Origin of the sequence: Sphaerochaeta sp. (genome assembly GCF_050256055.1) — a bacterium.
GTDB lineage: Bacteria > Spirochaetota > Spirochaetia > Sphaerochaetales > Sphaerochaetaceae > Sphaerochaeta.
The window spans coordinates 44,497-65,322 of sequence record NZ_JBFWIJ010000012.1; the positions used below are offsets into that span (position 1 = coordinate 44,497).

General features: G+C 53.5%; 19 protein-coding genes and 1 tRNA gene. 11 read left to right on the forward strand and 9 right to left on the reverse strand.

Annotated elements, in window-relative coordinates; genetic code table 11:
- Window positions 1-72 precede the first annotated feature (72 nt).
- The 9 genes from AB7C91_RS06620 to AB7C91_RS06660 form a co-directional block, all read right to left on the reverse strand.
- Window positions 73-145: transfer RNA gene (locus AB7C91_RS06620), tRNA-Ala, on the reverse strand.
- Window positions 146-184: 39 nt separating this feature from the next.
- A complete protein-coding gene (locus AB7C91_RS06625; protein ID WP_428590039.1) occupies window positions 185-1,789 on the reverse strand; it encodes a CTP synthase in 1,605 nt (534 codons plus the stop codon).
- Window positions 1,790-1,812: 23 nt separating this feature from the next.
- Window positions 1,813-2,385, reverse strand: coding sequence for an ANTAR domain-containing protein (locus AB7C91_RS06630; RefSeq protein ID WP_332447335.1), 573 nt, complete (start codon window positions 2,383-2,385; stop codon window positions 1,813-1,815).
- Window positions 2,386-2,393: 8 nt separating this feature from the next.
- Window positions 2,394-3,674, reverse strand: coding sequence for a glutamine synthetase family protein (locus AB7C91_RS06635; RefSeq protein ID WP_332447334.1), 1,281 nt, complete (start codon window positions 3,672-3,674; stop codon window positions 2,394-2,396).
- A 15-nt stretch (window positions 3,675-3,689) separates the two neighbouring features.
- On the reverse strand, window positions 3,690-4,415 hold the full coding sequence (locus AB7C91_RS06640) for a glutamate synthase (protein WP_332447333.1): 726 nt from the start codon (window positions 4,413-4,415) through the stop codon (window positions 3,690-3,692).
- Window positions 4,412-5,647, reverse strand: coding sequence for an NAD(P)/FAD-dependent oxidoreductase (locus AB7C91_RS06645; RefSeq protein WP_332447332.1), 1,236 nt, complete (start codon window positions 5,645-5,647; stop codon window positions 4,412-4,414). The genes AB7C91_RS06640 and AB7C91_RS06645 overlap by 4 nt, the downstream gene beginning before the upstream one ends.
- 1 nt (window position 5,648) lies before the next feature.
- On the reverse strand, window positions 5,649-6,077 hold the full coding sequence (locus tag AB7C91_RS06650; RefSeq protein ID WP_332447331.1) for a 4Fe-4S dicluster domain-containing protein: 429 nt from the start codon (window positions 6,075-6,077) through the stop codon (window positions 5,649-5,651).
- 9 nt (window positions 6,078-6,086) lie between these two features.
- Window positions 6,087-7,592, reverse strand: coding sequence for a glutamate synthase-related protein (locus AB7C91_RS06655; RefSeq protein ID WP_332447330.1), 1,506 nt, complete (start codon window positions 7,590-7,592; stop codon window positions 6,087-6,089).
- The gene (locus AB7C91_RS06660) at window positions 7,561-8,709 is read right to left on the reverse strand and encodes a hypothetical protein (RefSeq protein WP_332447329.1); all 1,149 of its coding nucleotides are present in this window, start codon (window positions 8,707-8,709) and stop codon (window positions 7,561-7,563) included. The genes AB7C91_RS06655 and AB7C91_RS06660 overlap by 32 nt, the downstream gene beginning before the upstream one ends.
- A gap of 16 nt (window positions 8,710-8,725) precedes the next feature.
- Between AB7C91_RS06660 and AB7C91_RS06665 the strand changes: the two genes are divergently transcribed.
- The 11 genes from AB7C91_RS06665 to AB7C91_RS06715 all read left to right on the forward strand — a co-directional run bounded on the left by AB7C91_RS06665 (window position 8,726) and on the right by AB7C91_RS06715 (window position 20,757).
- Complete coding sequence (locus tag AB7C91_RS06665; RefSeq protein WP_332447328.1) at window positions 8,726-8,866, forward strand: hypothetical protein; 141 nt, start codon at window positions 8,726-8,728, stop codon at window positions 8,864-8,866.
- Window positions 8,867-9,375: 509 nt separating this feature from the next.
- The gene (locus AB7C91_RS06670) at window positions 9,376-11,469 is read left to right on the forward strand and encodes a glutamine synthetase III (RefSeq protein WP_332447327.1); all 2,094 of its coding nucleotides are present in this window, start codon (window positions 9,376-9,378) and stop codon (window positions 11,467-11,469) included.
- Window positions 11,470-11,592: 123 nt separating this feature from the next.
- Window positions 11,593-12,501, forward strand: coding sequence for a diguanylate cyclase (locus AB7C91_RS06675; RefSeq protein ID WP_332447326.1), 909 nt, complete (start codon window positions 11,593-11,595; stop codon window positions 12,499-12,501).
- 9 nt (window positions 12,502-12,510) lie between these two features.
- Window positions 12,511-14,511 carry an HD domain-containing phosphohydrolase gene (locus AB7C91_RS06680; RefSeq protein ID WP_428590048.1) on the forward strand — a complete coding sequence of 667 codons (2,001 nt, stop codon included), beginning with the start codon at window positions 12,511-12,513 and terminating at the stop codon, window positions 14,509-14,511.
- A gap of 61 nt (window positions 14,512-14,572) precedes the next feature.
- The gene (locus tag AB7C91_RS06685) at window positions 14,573-15,226 is read left to right on the forward strand and encodes a cytidylate kinase-like family protein (protein WP_332447324.1); all 654 of its coding nucleotides are present in this window, start codon (window positions 14,573-14,575) and stop codon (window positions 15,224-15,226) included.
- Window positions 15,223-15,591 carry a hypothetical protein gene (locus tag AB7C91_RS06690; RefSeq protein ID WP_332447323.1) on the forward strand — a complete coding sequence of 123 codons (369 nt, stop codon included), beginning with the start codon at window positions 15,223-15,225 and terminating at the stop codon, window positions 15,589-15,591. The genes AB7C91_RS06685 and AB7C91_RS06690 overlap by 4 nt, the downstream gene beginning before the upstream one ends.
- Window positions 15,592-15,623: 32 nt before the next feature.
- Complete coding sequence (locus tag AB7C91_RS06695) at window positions 15,624-16,310, forward strand: GNAT family N-acetyltransferase (protein WP_332447322.1); 687 nt, start codon at window positions 15,624-15,626, stop codon at window positions 16,308-16,310.
- Between the two features lie 96 nt (window positions 16,311-16,406).
- On the forward strand, window positions 16,407-17,447 hold the full coding sequence (gene argC / locus AB7C91_RS06700) for an N-acetyl-gamma-glutamyl-phosphate reductase (protein ID WP_428590053.1): 1,041 nt from the start codon (window positions 16,407-16,409) through the stop codon (window positions 17,445-17,447).
- A gap of 9 nt (window positions 17,448-17,456) precedes the next feature.
- The gene (gene argJ / locus AB7C91_RS06705; RefSeq protein ID WP_332447320.1) at window positions 17,457-18,677 is read left to right on the forward strand and encodes a bifunctional glutamate N-acetyltransferase/amino-acid acetyltransferase ArgJ; all 1,221 of its coding nucleotides are present in this window, start codon (window positions 17,457-17,459) and stop codon (window positions 18,675-18,677) included.
- The gene (argB, locus tag AB7C91_RS06710; protein ID WP_428590057.1) at window positions 18,677-19,564 is read left to right on the forward strand and encodes an acetylglutamate kinase; all 888 of its coding nucleotides are present in this window, start codon (window positions 18,677-18,679) and stop codon (window positions 19,562-19,564) included. Before argJ ends, argB begins: the two co-directional genes overlap by 1 nt.
- Window positions 19,561-20,757 (forward strand): aspartate aminotransferase family protein, encoded by a 1,197-nt coding sequence (locus AB7C91_RS06715; RefSeq protein WP_332447318.1) that lies wholly within the window; start codon window positions 19,561-19,563, stop codon window positions 20,755-20,757. The genes argB and AB7C91_RS06715 overlap by 4 nt, the downstream gene beginning before the upstream one ends.
- Window positions 20,758-20,826 lie beyond the last annotated feature (69 nt).

The following is a 20,826-nucleotide window of genomic DNA, read 5'->3' on the forward strand; positions in this document are numbered from 1 at the left end:
CATGAAAAGCGATGGAAAAGAAAATTAAAAAAACCTGCCACACTGCTGTGACAGGCTTGTTTGTATGATCCTTGGAGCCAAAGGGACTCGAACCCTCCACCTACTGATTGCGAACCAGTCGCTCTACCAGATGAGCTATGGCCCCAAATTGCATACACAAAACTACCGCAGAGAAGCAAAACTGTCAACTCTCTTTCCTCAAGGAAGCAGCGATGAAACGATGGAACAAAGGCTGTGGACGGTTCGGTCTGCTCTTGAATTCAGGATGGTACTGTACTCCCACGAAGAATGGGTGGTCACCCAGTTCCACCGCCTCCACCAGACGTCCGTCGGGACTGGTGCCGCTGATGACCAGTCCTGCATCGGTCAAGACTTGACGGAAGTCATTGTTGAATTCGTAGCGGTGTCGGTGGCGCTCCCCAATCAATTGCTTGCCTGCATAGGCTTTGCTTAATTGTGTCCCCTCGCTGATCACGCACGGATAGGTTCCCAGGCGCATCGTGCCACCCTTGGGGATGTTTCCCCGTTGGTCGGGCATGAGGGCGATGACCGGATGTGCACTCTTCGGATCGAATTCACTGGAATGGGCGTCATTGAAATGCAGTACATTCCGAGCGAATTCAATGACGGCGATCTGCATACCCAAGCAAATGCCCAGATAGGGGATTTGCTTCTCACGGGCATACCGGGCCGCAATGATTTTCCCTTCGATGCCACGGTCCCCGAAACCTCCGGGCACCAGAATGCCGTCGGCATCCCTGAGCAGTGCATCAACCGAATCCTCGTGCACCAACTCAGAATCGATCCAATCGATGGTGAGTTGGGCGCCATTGGCCCAGCTTGCATGCTTGAGGGCTTCCATGACCGAAAGATACGCATCATGCAATTGGATGTATTTCCCTACCAAGGCGATTCGGACCTGTTTGGAAGCTTGGTTGATCTTGTCCAGCATCTGTTGCCATTCAAGCAGATCGGGCTGTGGGGTCTCTAGATTCAGCTCCCTGCAGACAATGCCGTCAAGGTTTTCCTGATGCAACATGAGCGGTGCCTCATAGAGCACCGAAACCGTTTTGTTCTCAATGACGCAGTCACGCTTCACATTGCAGAACAACGCGATCTTGTCCTTGATGCTTTGCTCGATCGGTTCATCGGAGCGGGTTACGATGATATCAGGGAAAATACCGGATGCCATCAGTTCCTTGACCGAATGCTGGGTCGGCTTGCTCTTATGCTCGGCGCTGCTCTTCAGGTAGGGAACCAACGTCACATGGATGAACAGGCACTGGGTACGGCCCACTTCGTGGCCGATCTGCCGGATTGCTTCCAGAAACGGCTGGCTCTCGATGTCGCCGGTGGTTCCGCCGATCTCGGTAATGACGACATCAGCCTCGGTCTTCTTCGCCAACGAGTAGATGGCGTCCTTGATCTCAGTCGTCACATGGGGGATGATCTGGACCGTGGAACCGAGGAAGGCTCCGCTGCGTTCCTTGGAAAGGACGTTCCAGTACACTCTCCCGCTGGTAAGATTGGAGAATTTGTTCAAATCCTCATCAATGAACCGCTCATAATGGCCGAGGTCAAGATCGGTTTCCGACCCATCCTCAGTCACAAAAACTTCACCGTGCTGATACGGGCTCATGGTTCCCGGGTCGACGTTCATGTACGGATCCAGCTTCTGCGCTGCAATCTTCAGCCCTCGGGCTTTGAGCAGTCTACCCAAGGAAGCCGCCGTTATTCCTTTCCCCAGGCCCGAAACGACCCCGCCAGTCACAAAAATATGTTTGGCCATATACTCACTCTCCTCTGTCAAGGTTACCTTTGATATGTTTTCAAAATGGAAACGGCAATGTCATATCTGCTCTTGCGCAGATCCATTGCCTGTTTTTCGATATGTCGATGGGCTTGCCCCTCGTCCATGCCAAGGTTCTCGATCAAGGTCCATTTGGCTCGATCGATAAGTTTGATTTCCTCAATCCTACGATGCAGTTTTTCATTCTCATTATGCATTGCCCCAAGTCGTCGACGCAGGGAAAGTCCAAGACTGAGTGCTTGGAAGAACATCTGCCGAATGACAGGCTTCGATACTACCAAGATTCCTTGGTTGCTGTACAGAGCCTGGGTCTGCTCAAAATACTCAACACGTACCACCAGAATGGAAGTGGCCAGGCTCTGCTCGGTCACCATGATGGCAAGATCCTCTCCCGATTCATCGGCAAGGGGTGCATTCACCACCACGAAATCCAATTCGCTGTCCAAGATGATTCGACGGGCTTCGGCGGCGCTATAGCAGTGGAGGATGTCGACGCTCCCCTCATGTTCTTTGATGAGGGAACAAAGGGATGAACACCCTTTCTCGGTTGATGATACAACCAGAGCTCGTAGCATACTGCCTCCTACGTCATGAAAAATACCGGTTTCCGGCTTGCTTCACCTTTGTCAAACGCTGCATGGTAGGCTTCCCATTCGGACGTCTTCGCGTCAAGGAAATAAGAAAAGAGACGCTGCGGCACCATGGATGTGACGAATTCGCTCTCCTTTGCCAGACTCATCGCCTCCCCGAGTGTGGAAGGCAGGGTTTTCCCGTCATGCAATTGATAGGCTGAACCAAGGAACTCATCCGGTGGGGTGAGCTTTTTGCCGATTCCTTCCAACGCTGCGTTGATCAATAGGGTGAATGCCAGATACGGATTGCAGCTCGGGTCCGCCGAACGCACCTCCAACCGGCGATATTCCCCGCTGGTCTCGGGAATGCGAATGAGCAGGGATCGGTTGGCCCGACCCCAGCCGATGTACTTGGGTGCCTCAAAGGCCCCCAGACGCTCATAGGAATTCACCAACGGGTTCAAGAACAGTGAGATCTCTGCAATGCGGTTGAGGATGCCCGCGGTCATCTGCTGCTCCAGTTCCTGGCTTTGTTGGCCATCCTTGGTTACGGAAAGATTGATGTGCAACCCGCTTCCGCTTTCTCCTACCAAGGGCTTGGGGAGGAACGACGCAAACAGTCCACTTCGGTCGGAAATGGTCTTTACCACCGACTTGAAGGTGATGAAATTGTCCGCCGCTTCCACAGGCGGGCTGTACTTGAAGTCGATCTCATGTTGGCCGGGTCCCGATTCATGGTGGCTTCGCTCGGTGTAGAAGCCCATTTGCTCCAAGGTAAGGCAGATGTCGCGTCGTACGTTCTCGCCCTTATCCAAAGGTGCCACATCCAGGTAGGTGCCCCGATCCATCGGTTCATAGGTCGGTTTGCCTGCTTCATCAAGCTTGAAGAGATAGAACTCACATTCCGGTCCCACCCCGAAGGTATACCCCTGCAGAGCGGCTTTGCGTACCGTCTCTTGCAGCAATGAACGGCCGTCGCCTTCAAACCGTGACCCGTCGGGGCGGCGGATTGAACAGAAGAACCGGACCACCCGGCCTTGGGCCGGCCTCCAGGGAAGGATGGAAAGGGTGGCGGGGTCGGGGAAGAGCAGGAGATCACTTTCATCGATCTGCAAAAAGCCCTTTACCGCCGAGGCATCAAAGGAAATGCCGCAGCAGAAAGCCCGCTCCAATTCATCGGCTGAAATGGAAATATTCTTGATCTGGCCGAAAATGTCGCAGAAGACCAGACGGACGAATCGTACGTCCTGTTCCTTGATGAACTGCATCACTTCCTGTTGGGTATTGGTCATTCCCTCGCTCCTTTCTCATACATGTGTGTACAGCATCCGGTAGGGTGTAGCCGAGTTTGCTTGCAGGACAAAGAAATGGGAAGCAAGCAACTCGTTCTTGTCAAACGAAAACACCGTACAATACTCTTCGAGCAATACGCCAAGATGTTCCTTGTCTTCCTCGGTGGCATCACGGAAGGCCACTTGGGGAGGAAGGCTCTGTGGTAGTGTATCACACCGAAGATACATGATTCCACCATGCATCCCTGTTCCGCAGAAATAGCCGACTGGTGCTTTGCCCCCCTGGTTGCGACCCAGCACGATGATCGTGCCCCCAGCCTGATATTCACCGAGGAAACTGCCTGCACGATCACCGATGATCAAAAGCGGTTGTTTTTCCTTGAATGCTTTCATATGGATGCCGGCACGATAGCCCGAACTGTCCCTGATATAGATGCATCCCCCTCGCATTGCATAACCGGTGCCATCGCCGCAACTTCCGTGAATGATGATTTTTCCGTCATTCATGGTATCGCCGGTGGCATCCTGGGCGCTGCCCATGACCGTGATCCGTGCTCCATCGAGGAAGCAACCCAATGCGTTGCCGGCCGTTCCGGTGATGGTGATCTGTTTGTCCGAGAGAGCCGAAGCAATGTATCGCTGTCCATGCACGTCAGAGAGCAGGATCTCCTGTTCCCTGCAGGACCGGACTTCCTTGTTCAATTCCTCATAGTGTCGCAGGCCCACCTGTATCTGCTTCATACACTGCCTCCCAGTTTCTGTTTCCGAACCGTCTTGGCGAATGCCATCAGGACAGGTTGTTCACTGATCAACGCGAAATCCACGGTATCGAGATCGGTACGGTTGCGGATCAGGGAGGTGTAGATTCCCGCCCGATTCACCGCTTCTCCCATCAAGATGTAGCCGACCAGATGGTTGTCTTTCACAAAGAGACGCTTGTAGCCGTTTTGGCATGGGATTTCCAAATCCTGTCCCTCATAACTGCCCGCCGTGATCACATGCAAACCGAACAACGAGAGGGCGTTCATGGCAATCGCATTGTCAAAGACCGCCTCACGGTCTCCAGCCATCTGCCTGCCGGCGGTCTCCCCTTGGAGGAAGGCGTTGGGCAACAGGGCGAGGACCTTCCGATTTCCGCTGATCAGCTCGTATCCTTCGGTGCAATCACCGGCGGAGTAAACTGAATCGAGGGATGTCTTTCCGCTTCGGTCGACCACGATGCCGCGATTGACTTCGCCTCCCGCTTCCTTGACGAGGTGGGTGTTCGGCCTCACCCCTACGGCTACCACCAGAACGTCGAAGCCCAGGACTCTTCCGCTGGAAAGCAATGCCTCGTCATTGGTAAATTCCCGGACACTGTCCGAAAGAATGAAATGCAGACCTTCCGCCTCAAGATGCTCCTGAATCCGGGCCGAGCCCGGTTCGTCAAGCACACTGGGAAGAATGCGTGGAGCAAGATCGACGATGGTAATCGATTTGACCCTGCCGTGCAGACCTTCGGCACACTTGAGGCCGATCAAGCCGGCACCCAGAATCAGGACCCTGCTTTCCTTGTGGATGGCTTCCTCCAACTGTTTTGCATCATCCAATTGCATGAAAGTAAAGTATTTCTTCACCAATTCAAGGTTTTTCATAGGAGGAATGAATGGTGAGGAACCGGTGGCAACCAACAGCTTGTCATAGGTGACGATGGATCCGTCACTGAGGGTGACCGTCTTCTTGCCGGCATCCAAGCCGATTGCCTTGACACCGGTACGAACCGTCACGTTGTTCTCTGCATAGAAGGAAAGCGAACGGTACACCATCCGTTGTTCATCCGTTTTCCCTTGCAACAGGTAGGATATCAGCGGACGGGCGTAACAGGCATACCTCTCTTCACCTATGACGGTGATCGGATTGGCGGTATCAAGCTTGCGGATGGCTTCAATGCATCCTACGCTGGCTATGGAGTTTCCAATGATAAGGTAGTGCATCCTAACGCTCCTCATATACGATGGCCTTGTTCGGGCAACCTTGTACGCATACCGGGCTTCCATGGGCATTGGAAGAGCACAATTCGCATTTTTGCATCACCCCGAGGTCACTGGGCATCAAGGCACCGTATGGACAGGCCATGATGCAGGAATAGCAGCCCACGCATTTGGTTTGGTCGATGACGATCAAACCGTCCTTGCAACTGATCGCCCCGGCAATACAACTCTTCATGCAAAGCGGTTCGGTACAGTGCCGGCAATTGACTGCGAAACTGATCGTCCCCAGTTGCTCGACTTTGATGCGGGCATTGACCTGCTTGTCCTTCAGGGCCTTGACCATATCGGGAAGTCCGGAATTGGCATAGGCGCAATAGTATTCGCAGAGATGACAACCCAGACACCATTGCTCGTTGACGTAGATCCGTTTCATGTCGTCCTCCTACTGTCCTGCGTGGCTGATGCCGAGGATCTTCAACTCCGAATCATGCAGGCCGATGCCGCGGAGCATCAGGCGATTGCCCCGCAGTGCCTCAATGGAGTTGATGCCCATTCCGCCCATCATCTCCTTGATCTCATGGTTCCAGGCAGTCAGCAGATTGACCAGATGTTCGCTGCCGACCTCGGGATTGAGCCGCTTGACCAATTCCGGGTTCTGGGTGGCGATACCCCAATTGCATTTACCGCTATGGCAGGTTCGGCACAGATGACACCCCAAGGCTATCAATGCACTGGTGGCAATATAGATGGCATCGGCTCCCAAGGCGATGGCTTTGATGACATCGGCACTGCTTCTAATGGAACCTCCCACCACCAGACTGACGTCGTTTCGGATGCCTTCCTGCCTCAGTCGCTCATCAACGCTTGCCAAGGCAAGCTCGATGGGAATGCCGACATTGTCCCGGGTCCTTGCAGGGGCAGCCCCCGTGCCACCGCGGAACCCGTCGATGGCGATGATGTCCGCCCCGCTTCGTGCGATGCCGCTGGCTATGGCTGAGATGTTGTGCACCGCAGCCACCTTGACGATGATCGGCTTGGTATAAGCTGTGGCTTCCTTCAGTGCATAGACAAGCTGCCTCAAATCCTCGATGGAGTAGATGTCATGGTGCGGAGCCGGACTGATGGCGTCGGCATGCAGGGGGATCATCCGGGTTTTGGAGATATCCTCGCCAATTTTCGATCCCGGAAGATGTCCCCCGATACCGGGTTTCGCGCCCTGTCCCATCTTGATTTCGATCGCCGCTCCCGTATTCAGATACTGAGGGTGGACGCCGAACCGGCCGGAGGCGACCTGAACGATGGTATTCGCTCCGTATTGGTAGAAATCCTCATGCAGCCCGCCTTCACCGGTGTTGTAGAAGATTCCCAACTTCTGTGCGGCAATAGCCAGACTTTTATGTGCATTGTAGGAAATGGAACCATAGGACATGGCACTGAACATGATCGGGATGTCGAGCTTCAGCTGGGGGGTGGTCTCAGTGACGAGACCTCCCTCCTCATTCCGCGTCAGTTTGGTATTTTTCTTGCCCAGATACGTCCGGGTTTCCATCGGTTCACGAAGCGGGTCGATGGAAGGATTGGTGACTTGGCTTGCATTGATGAGCATCTTGTCCCAATACACCGGATAGTCCTTGGGCGTACCCATGGAAGCCAGCAATACGCCGCCGGTCTGCGCCTGTCGGTAGATGTCCTGGATCACTTCTCCCTTCCAGTTCGCATTTTCCTTGAAGGTGTGGTTTGTCTTGACGATTTTCAGGGCTCGGGTGGGGCAGAGGGAAACGCAACGGTGACAGTTGACGCACAGACTTTCATCGGCCGTCATACGGCCGGTCTGTTCATCGAAATGATGGACAAGATTCGCACATTGGCGTTCGCACACCCGGCAAGCGATGCACCTGTCCTGGTTGCGTACGACCTCAAAGTCCGGATACAGGTAGTTGATGGCCATGCTGTCCTCCTTCTTCGCTGTCCAAGGTGATGATGACCGGCTTTCCCCCGCTGGGATACCATAATCTGTCCGGTTCCGGTTCCACGATCCGGATGGCTGCCTCCTCACTGGCAAGGTAGACGCGGTCCCCCTTTTCGGCTGCAACAAGACTGCGGAGCTTGAGACGGTCGTTGAGCGCCATCAAACCTCCGTTGAAGCCGAGAATGATCGAGAATGGCCCGGTGATGAGCATGCTGGCAAAGGTATTGCGCAGAAATGTGTACTGTGCCTTCTCCTTCTCATCCTTGCCCTCAATGGTCGACCAGAAGGGTGCGGCAATGACATGCGCCACTTCTTCCAAGGTCAGGCCCTTTCTGCGGTTCAGGTAATCGATCATATAGGTGATGACCTCAGTATCGGTCATGAGGGTGCAGGCATACCCGTACATCTCGATGAACCGGCGGTTCGCATCGTAGCTGGAGATCTCCCCGTTGTGTACGACGCTGTAACCGAGCAAGCTGAACGGGTGTGCACCGCCCCACCATCCCGGGGTGTTGGTGGGATAGCGGCCGTGCACCGTCCAGCTGTACCCTTCATATTCATCCAGCTGGTAGAATTCGCCGACATCCTCGGGGAACCCGACGGCTTTGAACACACCCATGTTCTTGCCGGAGGAGAAAACGTATGATCCGGTGATCTCCTTATTGATATGAATGACGCACCGGGCGGTGTATTCATCCTCATCAAGTTGGCTGGAAGCCAGTTTGGTCGGGAGCGGAGTCACGAAGTATCGCCAGATCAACGGTTCATCAGTGATGGATGGATGCTTCTTGGTCGGAATCTTCGATAGGTTGATCAAGTCGAAGTGCTCTTCCAAGAAATCCTCGCACGATCGTTTGGCCTCACTCCCGTAATAGAAGATATGCAAGGCGGTATAGTCCTTGTATTCGGGGTAGATGCCATAGCCTGCAAACCCGCCTCCGAGGCCGTTGCTCCGGTCATGCATGACAGAGATGGAGGTGATGGCCTCCCTTCCTGAGAAGCGCTTGCCGCTGCGCGATATGATGCCGCTGATGGCACAACCGCTGGGTATTCGCACTTCCCCTTCCCAAGGCATTCGCTGGTGATAGCCGTCCATACTGTTCTCCCTGGACATGAAAAAGGCGTCCACCAATGACAGCTTGATCAGGAAGCTGTGTTTGGTGGACGCCTTTGTCCTTCCGGTAATTTTTGCCTATCTTACCGAAGTTGGGCAGGTTTGTCACGAGGTCGAAGAATATTTGGTGGGGAAATAGTTGCGTATTGTACATTTTGTATTGCATTTTTCAAATAAAAAATACAAAAAGGAGGTAATGTTTCCATTCCATCAGACAGGATACATGGTCACTCTAGCAATAGACCGATACTGAATCTTGATTGCAAAATAATAATAAGTATATATATTATAGTATATTAATACTATGTATGTTCAAAAGACTATCTTCGCATCCATGAAGTTTGTGTATTTTATGTATAAAATTTGGAAATATATGCAAAAAATGCAAGTAACGAAATTTTCTTTGTGTTCGTATGGAAAAATGAATGCGGAATGATTGACATATCTTGGTGCTTTGGTGTACAACGTGCCATCAGCAAAGGCGCTGTAGTCCGTTATGGGCTACGGCGCCTTTCTCTTTTTTCGGCCGGAACATGCCGAATGTGAGTTGGAGGGCACCTTGGTACACAGCACGCCTGAGGCGGAAAGCTTTGTGCCGGGGGTGCCGAAAACTCCCTGCTCATGAACAAAGGAAACGGAGGCAAATGTATGACAGAGCGTGTGGATCAGTATTTCGGGTGTTCTGTGTTCAACGATGCGATGATGCGTCAGTATCTTCCCAAAGATACCTACCGGGAACTCAAGCAGACCATCAAGGAAGGGAAGGAACTCAACCTTGCCATCGCCAATGTGGTCGCTCATGCCATGAAGGAATGGGCGCTGAGCAAGGGAGCCACCCATTTCAGCCATTGGTTCCAACCCATGACCGGCATTACCGCCGAGAAGCATGAAGGTTTCATTTCCCCGGCCAAGGATGGCTCGGCTATCCTGGAATTCAGCGGCAAGGAATTGATCAAGGGAGAGCCGGATGCATCCTCCTTCCCCTCCGGCGGTCTCAGAGCAACCTTTGAGGCCCGTGGGTATACTGCCTGGGACCCTTCCAGTTACGCATTCATCAAGGAAAACACCCTGTGCATCCCTACCGCCTTCTGTTCCTACAGCGGCGAGGTCCTGGACAAGAAAACACCCTTGCTCCGTTCCATGGAGGCCATCAACACCCAGGCCCTGCGCATTCTCAAGCTTTTCGGCAAGACCGAAGTAAAGCGGGTGGTGACTACCGTTGGTCCTGAACAGGAATACTTCTTGATCGACAAGAGCTTGTACCTGAAGCGCAAAGATCTCATCAATACCGGTCGTACCCTCATCGGGGCACGTCCTCCGAAAGGTCAGGAGATGGAAGACCATTACTTCGGAAACCTGAAGAGCAGGGTCTCCGCCTTCATGCGCGAATTGGATGAGGAGTTGTGGAAGCTGGGTATTTTTGCGAAAACCGAGCACAATGAAGTCGCCCCTTCACAGCATGAGCTTGCTCCCATCTTCACCACCAGCAACATTGCCGTCGACCACAACCAGTTGACCATGGAGATGATGAAGAAGATTGCCGATCGCCATGGATTGGTCTGTCTGTTGCACGAGAAACCGTTTGCCGGGGTAAATGGTTCAGGCAAGCACAACAACTGGTCCATTTCCACCGATACCGGTTTCAACCTGCTTGAACCGGGCGACAACCCAAAGGACAATGCGCAGTTTCTGCTGTTTTTGGTGGCGGTCATCGCCGCAGTCGACGAATACCAGGATCTGCTCAGAGTCTCGGTGGCAAGTGCGGGCAACGACCATCGCTTGGGAGCAAACGAAGCTCCGCCTGCCATCGTATCCATGTTCCTCGGTGAGGAGTTGACAGGAATTTTGGATGCCTTGGCTGAAGGCACCGATTGCCCCAACAAGGCCCGTACTTCGATGCTGTTGGGAGTCAGTCTGCTGCCTCCATTCCCCAAGGATACCACTGACCGCAACCGTACCAGTCCGTTTGCGTTCACGGGAAACAAGTTTGAGTTCAGGATGCTTGGCTCTTCCTTCTCGGTTTCCGGTCCTAATTTTGTGCTCAATACGATCATAGCCGACAAGCTTGCGTTGTTCGCCGACCAGCTTGAAGGTGCAAAGGATTTCTCCGCCTCCTTGTCCTCCTTGGTGAAGGATACCTATCGCAAGCATCGTCGCATCGTATTCAATGGGAACAACTATGCACCGCAGTGGGTGGAGGAAGCCAAGGCTAGAGGACTTTCAAATCTCCAGTCCACCGTCGATGCCCTTCCTGCATTCATCTCGAAGAAGAGTATTGCACTCTTCTCAAAATTCTCAGTCCTAAGCGAAACGGAAATCCACAGCCGGTACGAGATCGTCATGGACAACTATGCCAAGACGATCAACATCGAGGCGCTCACTTTGGTGGACATGGTCCGTAAGCAGATTCTTCCTTCCCTCAGTGCCTTTACCGGTGCATTGGCGAAAACGGTGACCGACAAACTCAATGCGGTACCGTCTTTGGCGCTCTCCTATGAGAAACAGAGTATCGCCGAGTTGAGTCGACTCACCGATTCCCTCCAGGCTTTTGTGATTGCCTTGGAGGAGAAGACTCTCCAAGCCAGGATGATCTGCCAGATTACCGAAGCCGCCCGGTTCTATCATGAGCAGGTAATCCCTGCCATGGCTGAAGTCCGTTCGGTCTGTGATGCGGCGGAATTGATGACGAGTGAAGCCTTCTGGCCGATTCCGACCTATGAACAATTGCTGTATTCTGTCTAATTATCTCGCTCTCGACTCCTCCTCCTCGAACCTCCTTGCGTATTTGCAGGGAGGTTCCCTATTGCAGTGACTTGGATTCATGCTAGAGTAGGGAAGGTCTTCATGCAAATTTCAGGAGGTGGCATGTACCAAGACGATCTTGCCGGTCTAACCTTCTCATTGTTCAACACTATCCCCGACCCATTCTTCGTGATCAGCGAGGACGGAACCTACCTTGAGGTGTTCGGAGGGACGGAGCGGTCGTTGTATGACGACGGAAGACCGCTGAAAGGCAAAAACATCTATACGTTCATGCCCCGGGACTTTGCAGACTTCTTTATGGAGCAGGTCCGGTTCACCATGCAAATCAAGGCCCTGAATACGTTCAATTACAAATTGGAGACCGATCGAGTACAGCTTCCGATCTTCGAGGGGCCGGGTGGGGTGCAGTGGTTTGAAGCCAGGATGTATCCGTTGGAGAAACCCTACCAGGGCAAACGGGCGGTAACGGTGATGCTGATCAACATCACCGAACGGCGCAATCTCCACAAGCGGTTGCAGGAGCTTTCCTATCTCGACCCGCTGACCGGTCTGTATAACCGTCGCTACTTTCTCGAACGGGTGCAGATGCACCTTCTGAATAAGTCTGAAGCGCATATCATGATCTGTGATATCGATCATTTCAAATCCATCAATGACCAGTACGGACATTTGGCAGGGGATGTGGTGCTCAAGGAATTTGCGGCGATCGCCAAAAAGGTTTTGAAGCAGAACCAGACCATCGCCCGTTTCGGAGGCGATGAGTTCGTCGTCGCCTTGACCGACATGAGTGACCGGGATGCGATGGATCTCGGGGAACGTTTGAGAAGCGAAGTGCAGGAATATGTCTTCCGGTATCAGGATCTTCAAATCAGAGCCACCATGAGCGTCGGTATCGCCCGGGTCGATGGAAATACCCTTGATGGGACGGAATTGGTCCATGATGCGGACAGAGCTCTCTATCAGGCAAAGGAAGCGGGAAGAAACTTGGTGAGGATGTTCATCAGCAAGTAAGGAGGGCTCATGGTCAATGTATTGTTCAATATTGCCTTGCTGCTCTCTTTGAGTGTGTTCTTCGCCACATATCCTTTCAGGAATCTGAAACGCCTGAACTCCCATCGGATCACAATCGGCATCATCATAGGATTTTTGGGCATTCTATTGATGCTCAACCCCTTTGTCTTGTTTGAAGGAGTGGTGTTCGATTCTCGTACCATCCTTTTGACCGTCTCGGGTATGGTGTTCGGCTTGCTGCCTACTGCCATCGGGGCGGTGATGATGGGATGCTTCCGCATCATCTATGGAGGAGGCGGAATTTGGGCCGGTCTTGCCACCATTCTCAGCAGTAGTTGCATCGGGGTGATGTGGCACCGGATTCGGTATGAGTCCATCATGGCCGAAGACCAAAGCCATGGGATAGAATACTATATGGTCGGGGTGTTCGCCCATTTGGTCATGCTTGCCTGCATGCTGCTCATGCCTTCGCCCTTGCGGTTTTCCGTGATTTCGGCCATGTCGTTTCCTATTCTGGTCTATTATCCGGTGGGTACCTATCTGTTGAGCCTGCTTCTGTTCAACCAAGCACATCGCATGCAGGCCATCACCGCTTTGGAAAAAAGCGAACGATTGTTCAAGACCATGTTTGAACAGGCCCCGATCGGAATGTCGCTTACCAATCTCACCACCGGGGCCATCAAGAACATCAATCCTGCATACCTTGCCATGCTTGGATACGAGGAACAGGAGATGCTCGCCAAGACCTGGACGGACATCACCCATCCTGATGACCTGCACCTTACCAAAGCGATCACCACCGAATTGAACAAGAAGAATCCAGGCCCCTACCAGTTTGACAAGCGGTTCATCCGCAAGGATGGAACGGTTGTTTGGGCCAATCTCTCCCTGTCCATCTTCAATGCAGACGATCCTCTTTCGGTTGAATCCCTGTGCATGACCGTAGATATCACCGAACGAAAGCTGTATGAACAGAAAATTCTCTATGCATCAGCCCATGATGAGTTGACCGGGCTGCACAACCGCTCCCACTTCGAGAACTTTGTCAGGGACCTGGTGCTTCTGCCCGGCCAATCGGTTACGGTGGCGTTCGCCGATGTGAATGGTCTGCGCATCCTCAACGAGGCATTCGGTAGGGAGGAAGGCAATCTCTTGCTCAAGCGGATCGCCCTGATCCTGGAAAAGCACCTTCGGTCCAACGATTACCTCAGTCGTGTGGGAGGAGATGAATTTGCCTTGATCCTCTTCAACCGGACCCTGGATGAGAGCGAGGCGTTGTTGGCAAGCCTCAAAGCCGAGATATCCGCCATCGAAATGATGGGTTCGGTGCATCCATCGGTCAGCTTCGGCTTATGCAGGGTGGACCGGATCTCCTTGAACGAGGCGATCAAGCAGGCGGAGAAAGATGTAGCGACCAGAAAGCTCCTGGAAAGTCCTCATATGCGGGGCAAGGCAGTGTATGCCATCATCAATACCCTGCATGAGAAAAACAAACGGGAGGAATTGCATTCCCGCAGAGTCAGTGAATTGTGTGAAACCCTCTCCCGTGCCGCAGGTATGGGGGATTTGGCTGCGGCTGAACTGCGTGTGGTCGGTCTGTTGCATGATATCGGCAAGATCGCCATCCATGAATCGGTTCTCAACAAGCAAGGCCGGCTGACCGGCGAGGAGTGGAAGGAGATGCAACGCCATGCCGAGATCGGATACCGGATCCTGAATTCGGTCGAAGACATGGCCACCTTGGCCCAATATGTGCTTGCCCACCATGAACACTATGACGGAAGCGGATATCCCAAAGGCTTGGTCGGATCGGCGATTCCCCTGCAGTCCAGGATCATCGCCATTGCCGATGCCTATGATGCCATGACTGCAGACCGTCCCTACCGCAGCAGTATTTCCAGCGAGGAGGCGGGGAGGGAAATCAAACGGAATGCAGGACGTCAGTTCGATCCGAATCTTGCCCGAATCTTTGTGACCGAGGTACTGAAAATGCCCTACGATGAGCTCTAGGCCGTTTCCTTGACAGCTGGTATGTACAGACTTAGAATAAAGATACCAGAAGGAGGTGCCTATGGGAGTCATCACCATTTCCCGTCAGATAGGTAGTGAAGGAACCTTCATTGCCAAACGTGTCGCCGAACAGCTGGGATTGTCCTTCGTGGACAAGGAAGATATCGAAAAAGTCATGTACGCCTATGGTTTCAGTGCGTTCGACGAAGTCTACAACAATAAACCCAGTTTCTGGCAACGATTCGACCAGCATCGTATGCTTACCGTCGATTTCCTGCTCACCGCCATGCGCGCGTTCGCAAAGGTAGGTGATGTGGTTCTGCTCGGTCGAGGAGGATTCGGTCTGTTCCAAGGCTATACCGACATCCTCAACATCCGGCTCAAGGCTCCGCTGGAGCTGCGCGTCCAACGCAAGCAGAAGGAATACGGCACGACGGAGGAAGCGGCAAGGAAGGCGCTGTTGGAGCAAGAGTTGGTCAGGACCTCGTTCGTACAGTCCGATCTGCAGTTCAACCAGAATGATGCCTCGCTTTTTGATCTGGTCATCGATACCGGCATCGTTCCGCCGGAAACGGCAGCACTCTGGATCGCCGATGCCTACCAGCAGTTGGTCAAACATCCGCGTCTTGACGCCAAGCGCAGCCGCGCCGACTTGGATGTGGATGGGGTATTGCTGAAACTCGTACGCACCATGCTTGGTTCGGAGGAGGGATGAACCGTACCCGCTTCGGTCGGTTGCTGTTGGTTGGAGGGACCGGTTTGTTGATCCTGCTGCTCGCATTGCCCTGTATCCTTTCAGTGGTGGTCTTGTTCCAGGAAGGGGTCATGCGATTCGATTACCTGATGACCTCTGAACTCGGCTTCGTTGCATTGTGTACAGCGTTGTTGCTGCTCTGCGGGACATTGCTGGCAAGAACCCCATATTTATTGCTGGTGATCAGTTTTCCGTTTCTTTTGGTCTCCCTGTTTTCCTTGGCCCTGCTTTCCGACCCTCCCCCGGTTTTGGCGGCTGTACTCTTGATCGTCTACAACCTGAGTTTGGTCACCTTGTTGGTCCATGGTATCCTCAGCCTCCGTTGACAGAAGCGCAAGGTATCGTGTACAGCTGAACCATGGATAGTGAAGCATTGCTTTGCAGCAAAGGGGAACTCGCCTATCTGGATATGCTGGAAAGCCTCAGGGAGGGTACTGCGCAACAGGTGCAAGCCGATGCAGGCGGGATACTGCTCTGCGTCGGGGGGACAACCTATGATGTTGCCGTCTTTGACGAGGAGGCCGTTGTCCGGTTTGCCCAGCCGTTGCTGGGAAAGGATGATCCGATCGCCGTCCATGAAGGACCGATGGTCCACTATCTCAGTGAGCAAGGGCTCAGTCATACCTTCAGCTGTATCCAAGCAGCCTACCTTGGTGCAACTCCGGTGGATGTCGATCCGTCGGCCGATATACGCATCCTTGGTGAACAGGATCTAAAGGTGGTGGTGAGCCACTACCATATGGCCGATGTCACCTATATAAAGGATCGGATTGCGCACCAGGCGATGATTGGCCTGTTTGTACAGGATCGCCTCGCCGGTTTCATCGGCCGTCACCAGGAAGGGGCCATGGGGATGCTGGAGGTTCTGCCGTCCTACCGGAGACAGGGTTTCGGACGAATCTTGGAGGGGGCGTACATCAACCTGCTTTTGAAGCAAGGCAGGATTCCCTATTGCCACGTGGTGGAAACCAATCATGCCTCACTTCGGTTGCAGCAATCGTTGGGTTTGGTATTTTCCGACCAAAAAATTCATTGGTTTAATTAATATTTATGCAGAATCTTTTGAAAATATATGCATAGATACTGGTAATAGTTCCCGATTTTTGTATAATTATACCACTATCGTCATTTGGAGGTTGGTATGCTGCACGTTGGAGTCATTGGAGCCACAGGCTACGCAGGAGCCCAACTTGTCTCCCTCCTGTCGGGACATCCGCAGGTGGAACTTGCCTATCTTGCCTCCCATTCCTATGTGGGCAGGCGGTTTTCAGATATTTATCCTTCCTTGAAGGGAGGTTGTGATTTGGTTTTGGAAGAAGAGGATCTTGAGCAGGCAAGCAAACGTTGTTCGGTTCTTTTCCTCGCGCTTCCCCATGGCCTTGCAAGCCACAAAGTAACCGAGGAAATCCTGAAGCGGTGCATCATCATCGACTTGGGAGCCGACTACCGACTGCATGACAAGGCGGTGTATGAATCGTGGTACAAGACGGAGCACGGAAGTGAAGCCCTGCTCCAAACGGCGGTCTACGGGTTGTGTGAGTTGCATCGCAGTGCCATTGCAGGTGCAAACCTCATCGCCAACCCCGGTTGTTACACCACCTGCAGCATCCTGACGCTCGCCCCCTTGGTGGGGGAAGGTCTGGTGAATCCCTCCACTCTGATCATCGACAGTGCCAGCGGGGTCAGTGGAGCGGGGAGGAGCGAAAAGCTCGACTCGCTGTTTTGTGAATGCAACGAATCCTACAAGGCGTACGGGGTGACCAATCACCGCCATACGCCGGAGATTGAACAGGAACTGAGCCTGCTCAACAAAGAGCCTTTGGTGGTTCAATTCACCCCCCATCTGGTTCCGATGAACCGGGGGATCCTCTCCACCTGCTATGCAAACCTCAAAAGCGGGGTCGGGGAAGCAGATATTGAATTCGCCTATCGCACCTGGTATGGAAACGAGCCATTCATTCGATTGACCGGTTCTCTGCTTCCGGAAACCCGATTCGTTCGGGGAACGAATACCTGTGCCATCGGTTGGAAGGTCGACAAGCGGACAAGCCGGGTGATCGCCATCGGAGCGATCGACAATCTGATCAAAGGCGCCGCCGGACAGGCGGTGCAGAACATGAATATCCGGTGCAACCTGGACGAAGGCCTCGGTCTTCCATCCACGGTGGCCAATCCCCTCTAGGAGGAGCCTATGCAGATCATTGACGGCGGAATAACGGCAAGTGTTGGTTTTTCAGCCAACGGCATCGCCTGTGGGTTGAAAAAACGGAAGAAGGATCTTGCCCTGGTGGTCAGCCAGACTCCCTGCAGCTTTGCAGGTTCCTTCACCACGAACTTGGTTAAGGCAGCTCCGGTGCTCTGGGACCAGCATCTGGTCTCTACCTCGGAAACGGTGCAGGCTCTGGTGGTCAACAGTGGGAATGCCAATGCCTGTACCGCAGCACAAGGCGAAGAGGATACCAAAAGCATGGCTTCCCATGTTGCCGCCTTGTTGTCCCTGCAAGCTGAACAGGTGTTGGTTTGTTCGACCGGGGTCATCGGAGTTCCCCTTCCCATGGACAAGGTCCTAACGGGGATCGATCTGTGTGCGAAAGGCTTGGCAACCGGTCGTGAGGCTGCCTCTGATGCCGCCCAGGCCATTTGTACCACCGATACATTCACCAAGGAGGTTGCCGTCAGTCTTACCATTGAAGGTAAAACGGTGCATATCGGGGGTATGGCGAAAGGATCGGGGATGATTCATCCCAACATGGCCACCATGCTCAGTTTCATCACCACCGATGCCGTCATACAAAAGGATGTGCTGCAGACATTGCTTGGATCCTCGATCATCGACACCTACAATATGATCAGTGTCGATGGCGATACATCCACCAACGACACGGTTTTGGTCCTGGCCAACGGCATGAGCAAGACTGCTTCCCTCTCGCCGTCCCACCCTGAATGGGAAAGCTTCACCAAAGCATTTTTATATGTCCACACCGAACTTGCCAAGGCGATCGTTCGTGACGGAGAGGGGGCGGGTAAGTTCCTTGAGGTGACGGTGCAGGGGGCGAAGGACAAGCAGACTGCCCAAACGCTTGCACGCAGCGTCATCACCAGCAACCTGGTCAAGACAGCCTTCTTCGGCAGTGATGCAAACTGGGGAAGAATTCTCTGTGCCATGGGCTACAGCGGTTCGGTTTTCAACCCGAACGGCTTGGACCTGTTCTTCAGTTCTTCCAAGGGGACGATCCAGGTGGTCGAACAGGGAGTACCGGTGGCCTTTGATGAAAAGTTGGCGAAGACGATTCTTCTGGAACGGGAGGTGACCACTACCGCCCGGCTGCAGGATGGCGAAGGGGAAGGGACAGCCTGGGGTTGCGACCTTTCCTATGAATACGTGCGGATCAATGGAGATTATAGAAGCTGATGCAATACAAGTTGGAAACAGAGATCGGCAAGGCTGAGGTACTTATCGAAGCCATTCCGTACATCAGACGGTTTGCCGGCAGCATCGTGGTCGTCAAATACGGTGGGTCCGCCATGATCGATGAGAAACTCAAGAAATCGGTCATCCAGGATATCGCCATGATGAAATACATCGGCCTCAAACCGGTGGTTGTCCATGGGGGCGGCAAGGAGATAACCTCCTTGCTGGACCGTCTGGGCAAGAAAAGTGAGTTCCTGGACGGACTCAGGGTCACCGATGAAGAGACTGCCAAGGTTGCGGAGATGGTGCTTTCCGGCTCGATCGGCAAGGCTTTGGTGGATGAGCTGGAGAGCGTAGGCATCAGTTCGGTCGGTATCAGCGGCAAGGATGGCAGAATGCTTCTGTGTTCCAAGAAACTCGATGAGAAGGGCCGGGATCTTGGATTCGTCGGGCAGATCGATACGGTGGACACCTCTCTTCTGGATACCCTTCTGGCCAACAATTTTGTACCGGTAATTTCCCCGGTGGGTGTCGATATGCAGGGCAATACCTACAACATCAATGCAGATTATGCCGCCAGTGCGATTGCGGGGTCGCTTTCCGCCCAGAAATTGATCTTCCTCACTGATGTCGAGGGAATTCTCCGGGACAAGGATGACCCTTCCACGATTCTGAGGACCCTCAGCCGGGAGCAGGCGCTTTCCTTTCTCGCCGATGGGACGATCAAGGGTGGCATGATCCCGAAGGTCCAATGCTGTCTGGATGGTCTGGACAAAGGGGTCCAGAGTGTACACGTCCTTGATGGACGGCTTCCGCACACCATCCTGCTGGAAATCTTCACTGCCAAAGGCGTGGGCACAATGGTCACCAAGGAGGAACGCACATGAGCATGCAAGCATCGATTCTGCAGGGCAAGCAGTATATATTGGATACCTACAGCCAGGTACCGGTGGTCTTTTCTTCCGGACAGGGCATGTATCTCGTCGATGAAGAAGGGGATCGGTACCTGGACTTCGTCGGCGGCATCGCCGTCAACGCACTCGGCTATCATGATCCCGGCTTGACCAAGGCGATCGAAGGGGTGTTGGAGAGGGGCCTGCTGCACTGTTCGAATCTCTACTACAACAGCGAAGCGGTGGCTGCAGCCAAAGCGCTGTGCCAGCTGGGTGGGATGGATCGTGTCTTCTTCTGCAACAGCGGGGCGGAGGCGAACGAGGCGGCTCTCAAGCTTGCCCGCAAGTTCGGCCATCAAAGCAGTCCGGTTCGCAGTGGGATCATTTCCATGGTGCATTCCTTTCATGGCAGGACCTACGGTGCCATCACAGCGACCGGTCAGGAAAAATACCACAAGAATTTCGACCCGCTTCCCCAAGGGTTCAGCTACGCACAGTTCAACGACCTTGCGAGCGTGGAGGCATTGGTCAAGGACGATACCTGCGCCATCATCGTGGAACCTGTACAGGGAGAGGGTGGCATCATTCCCGCTGATCCCCAGTTTCTTGCAGGGCTGCGCACACTCTGTGATGCCCACAACCTGTTGTTGATCTACGACGAGGTGCAGTGCGGGATGGGCCGCAGCGGCAAACCCTTCGCCTACCAGGCGTATGGGGTGAAACCCGATGTGCTGACCACCGCCAAGGCTTTGGCCGGAGGTATTCCAGCAGGGGCGATGCTTACCTGCGGCAAAGCGAATCAGATTTTCGCTCCCGGTGATCATGCTTCCACGTTCGGTGGCAATGCCTTGGCAATGGCGGGGGTGAATGAAATGGTCAGACGCCTTGGGAATCCTGCGTTCACCGATCATGTCCAACAGATGGGCGAGTATCTGAGGAGCAAGCTTGCTGAACTGGTGGTCGCCTATCCGAAACTCTGTACTGCGGTCAGGGGTCTCGGCCTGATCAACGGCCTGGTGTTGACCATTCCCCCACGGACCATTGTCGATGCATGTTTCGAGCAAGGTTTGCTGGTAGCCAGCGCGGGCTATGATGTCCTCCGCTTCGTTCCTCCATTGGTGGTGGAACGCAAGGATATCGATCAGGCAATCGAGATTGTCCGGAAGGCTCTTGCATCTTTGGCCTGAAGCCGGTAGTATCGTTCCAAGAACAAAGGCGTTCCTTACCTACGGGGGAGGAACGTCTTTTTGATTATC

Bases quoted from the DNA above. Each gene is read 5' to 3' on its own strand.
- AB7C91_RS06685 (WP_332447324.1), top strand. From the start codon at position 14,573: ATGGGAGTCATCACCATTTCCCGTCAGATAGGTAGTGAAGGAACCTTC.
- AB7C91_RS06675 (WP_332447326.1), top strand. From the start codon at position 11,593: ATGTACCAAGACGATCTTGCCGGTCTAACCTTCTCATTGTTCAACACT.
- AB7C91_RS06695 (WP_332447322.1), top strand. From the start codon at position 15,624: ATGGATAGTGAAGCATTGCTTTGCAGCAAAGGGGAACTCGCCTATCTG.
- AB7C91_RS06630 (WP_332447335.1), bottom strand. From the start codon at position 2,385: ATGCTACGAGCTCTGGTTGTATCATCAACCGAGAAAGGGTGTTCATCC.
- argC (WP_428590053.1), top strand. From the start codon at position 16,407: ATGCTGCACGTTGGAGTCATTGGAGCCACAGGCTACGCAGGAGCCCAA.
- AB7C91_RS06655 (WP_332447330.1), bottom strand. From the start codon at position 7,592: ATGGCCATCAACTACCTGTATCCGGACTTTGAGGTCGTACGCAACCAG.
- AB7C91_RS06625 (WP_428590039.1), bottom strand. From the start codon at position 1,789: ATGGCCAAACATATTTTTGTGACTGGCGGGGTCGTTTCGGGCCTGGGG.
- AB7C91_RS06660 (WP_332447329.1), bottom strand. From the start codon at position 8,709: ATGGACGGCTATCACCAGCGAATGCCTTGGGAAGGGGAAGTGCGAATA.
- AB7C91_RS06690 (WP_332447323.1), top strand. From the start codon at position 15,223: ATGAACCGTACCCGCTTCGGTCGGTTGCTGTTGGTTGGAGGGACCGGT.
- AB7C91_RS06640 (WP_332447333.1), bottom strand. From the start codon at position 4,415: ATGAAGCAGATACAGGTGGGCCTGCGACACTATGAGGAATTGAACAAG.
- AB7C91_RS06680 (WP_428590048.1), top strand. From the start codon at position 12,511: ATGGTCAATGTATTGTTCAATATTGCCTTGCTGCTCTCTTTGAGTGTG.
- argJ (WP_332447320.1), top strand. From the start codon at position 17,457: ATGCAGATCATTGACGGCGGAATAACGGCAAGTGTTGGTTTTTCAGCC.
- AB7C91_RS06635 (WP_332447334.1), bottom strand. From the start codon at position 3,674: ATGACCAATACCCAACAGGAAGTGATGCAGTTCATCAAGGAACAGGAC.
- argB (WP_428590057.1), top strand. From the start codon at position 18,677: ATGCAATACAAGTTGGAAACAGAGATCGGCAAGGCTGAGGTACTTATC.
- AB7C91_RS06665 (WP_332447328.1), top strand. From the start codon at position 8,726: ATGAAAAAGGCGTCCACCAATGACAGCTTGATCAGGAAGCTGTGTTTG.
- AB7C91_RS06650 (WP_332447331.1), bottom strand. From the start codon at position 6,077: ATGAAACGGATCTACGTCAACGAGCAATGGTGTCTGGGTTGTCATCTC.
- AB7C91_RS06645 (WP_332447332.1), bottom strand. From the start codon at position 5,647: ATGCACTACCTTATCATTGGAAACTCCATAGCCAGCGTAGGATGCATT.
- AB7C91_RS06715 (WP_332447318.1), top strand. From the start codon at position 19,561: ATGAGCATGCAAGCATCGATTCTGCAGGGCAAGCAGTATATATTGGAT.
- AB7C91_RS06670 (WP_332447327.1), top strand. From the start codon at position 9,376: ATGACAGAGCGTGTGGATCAGTATTTCGGGTGTTCTGTGTTCAACGAT.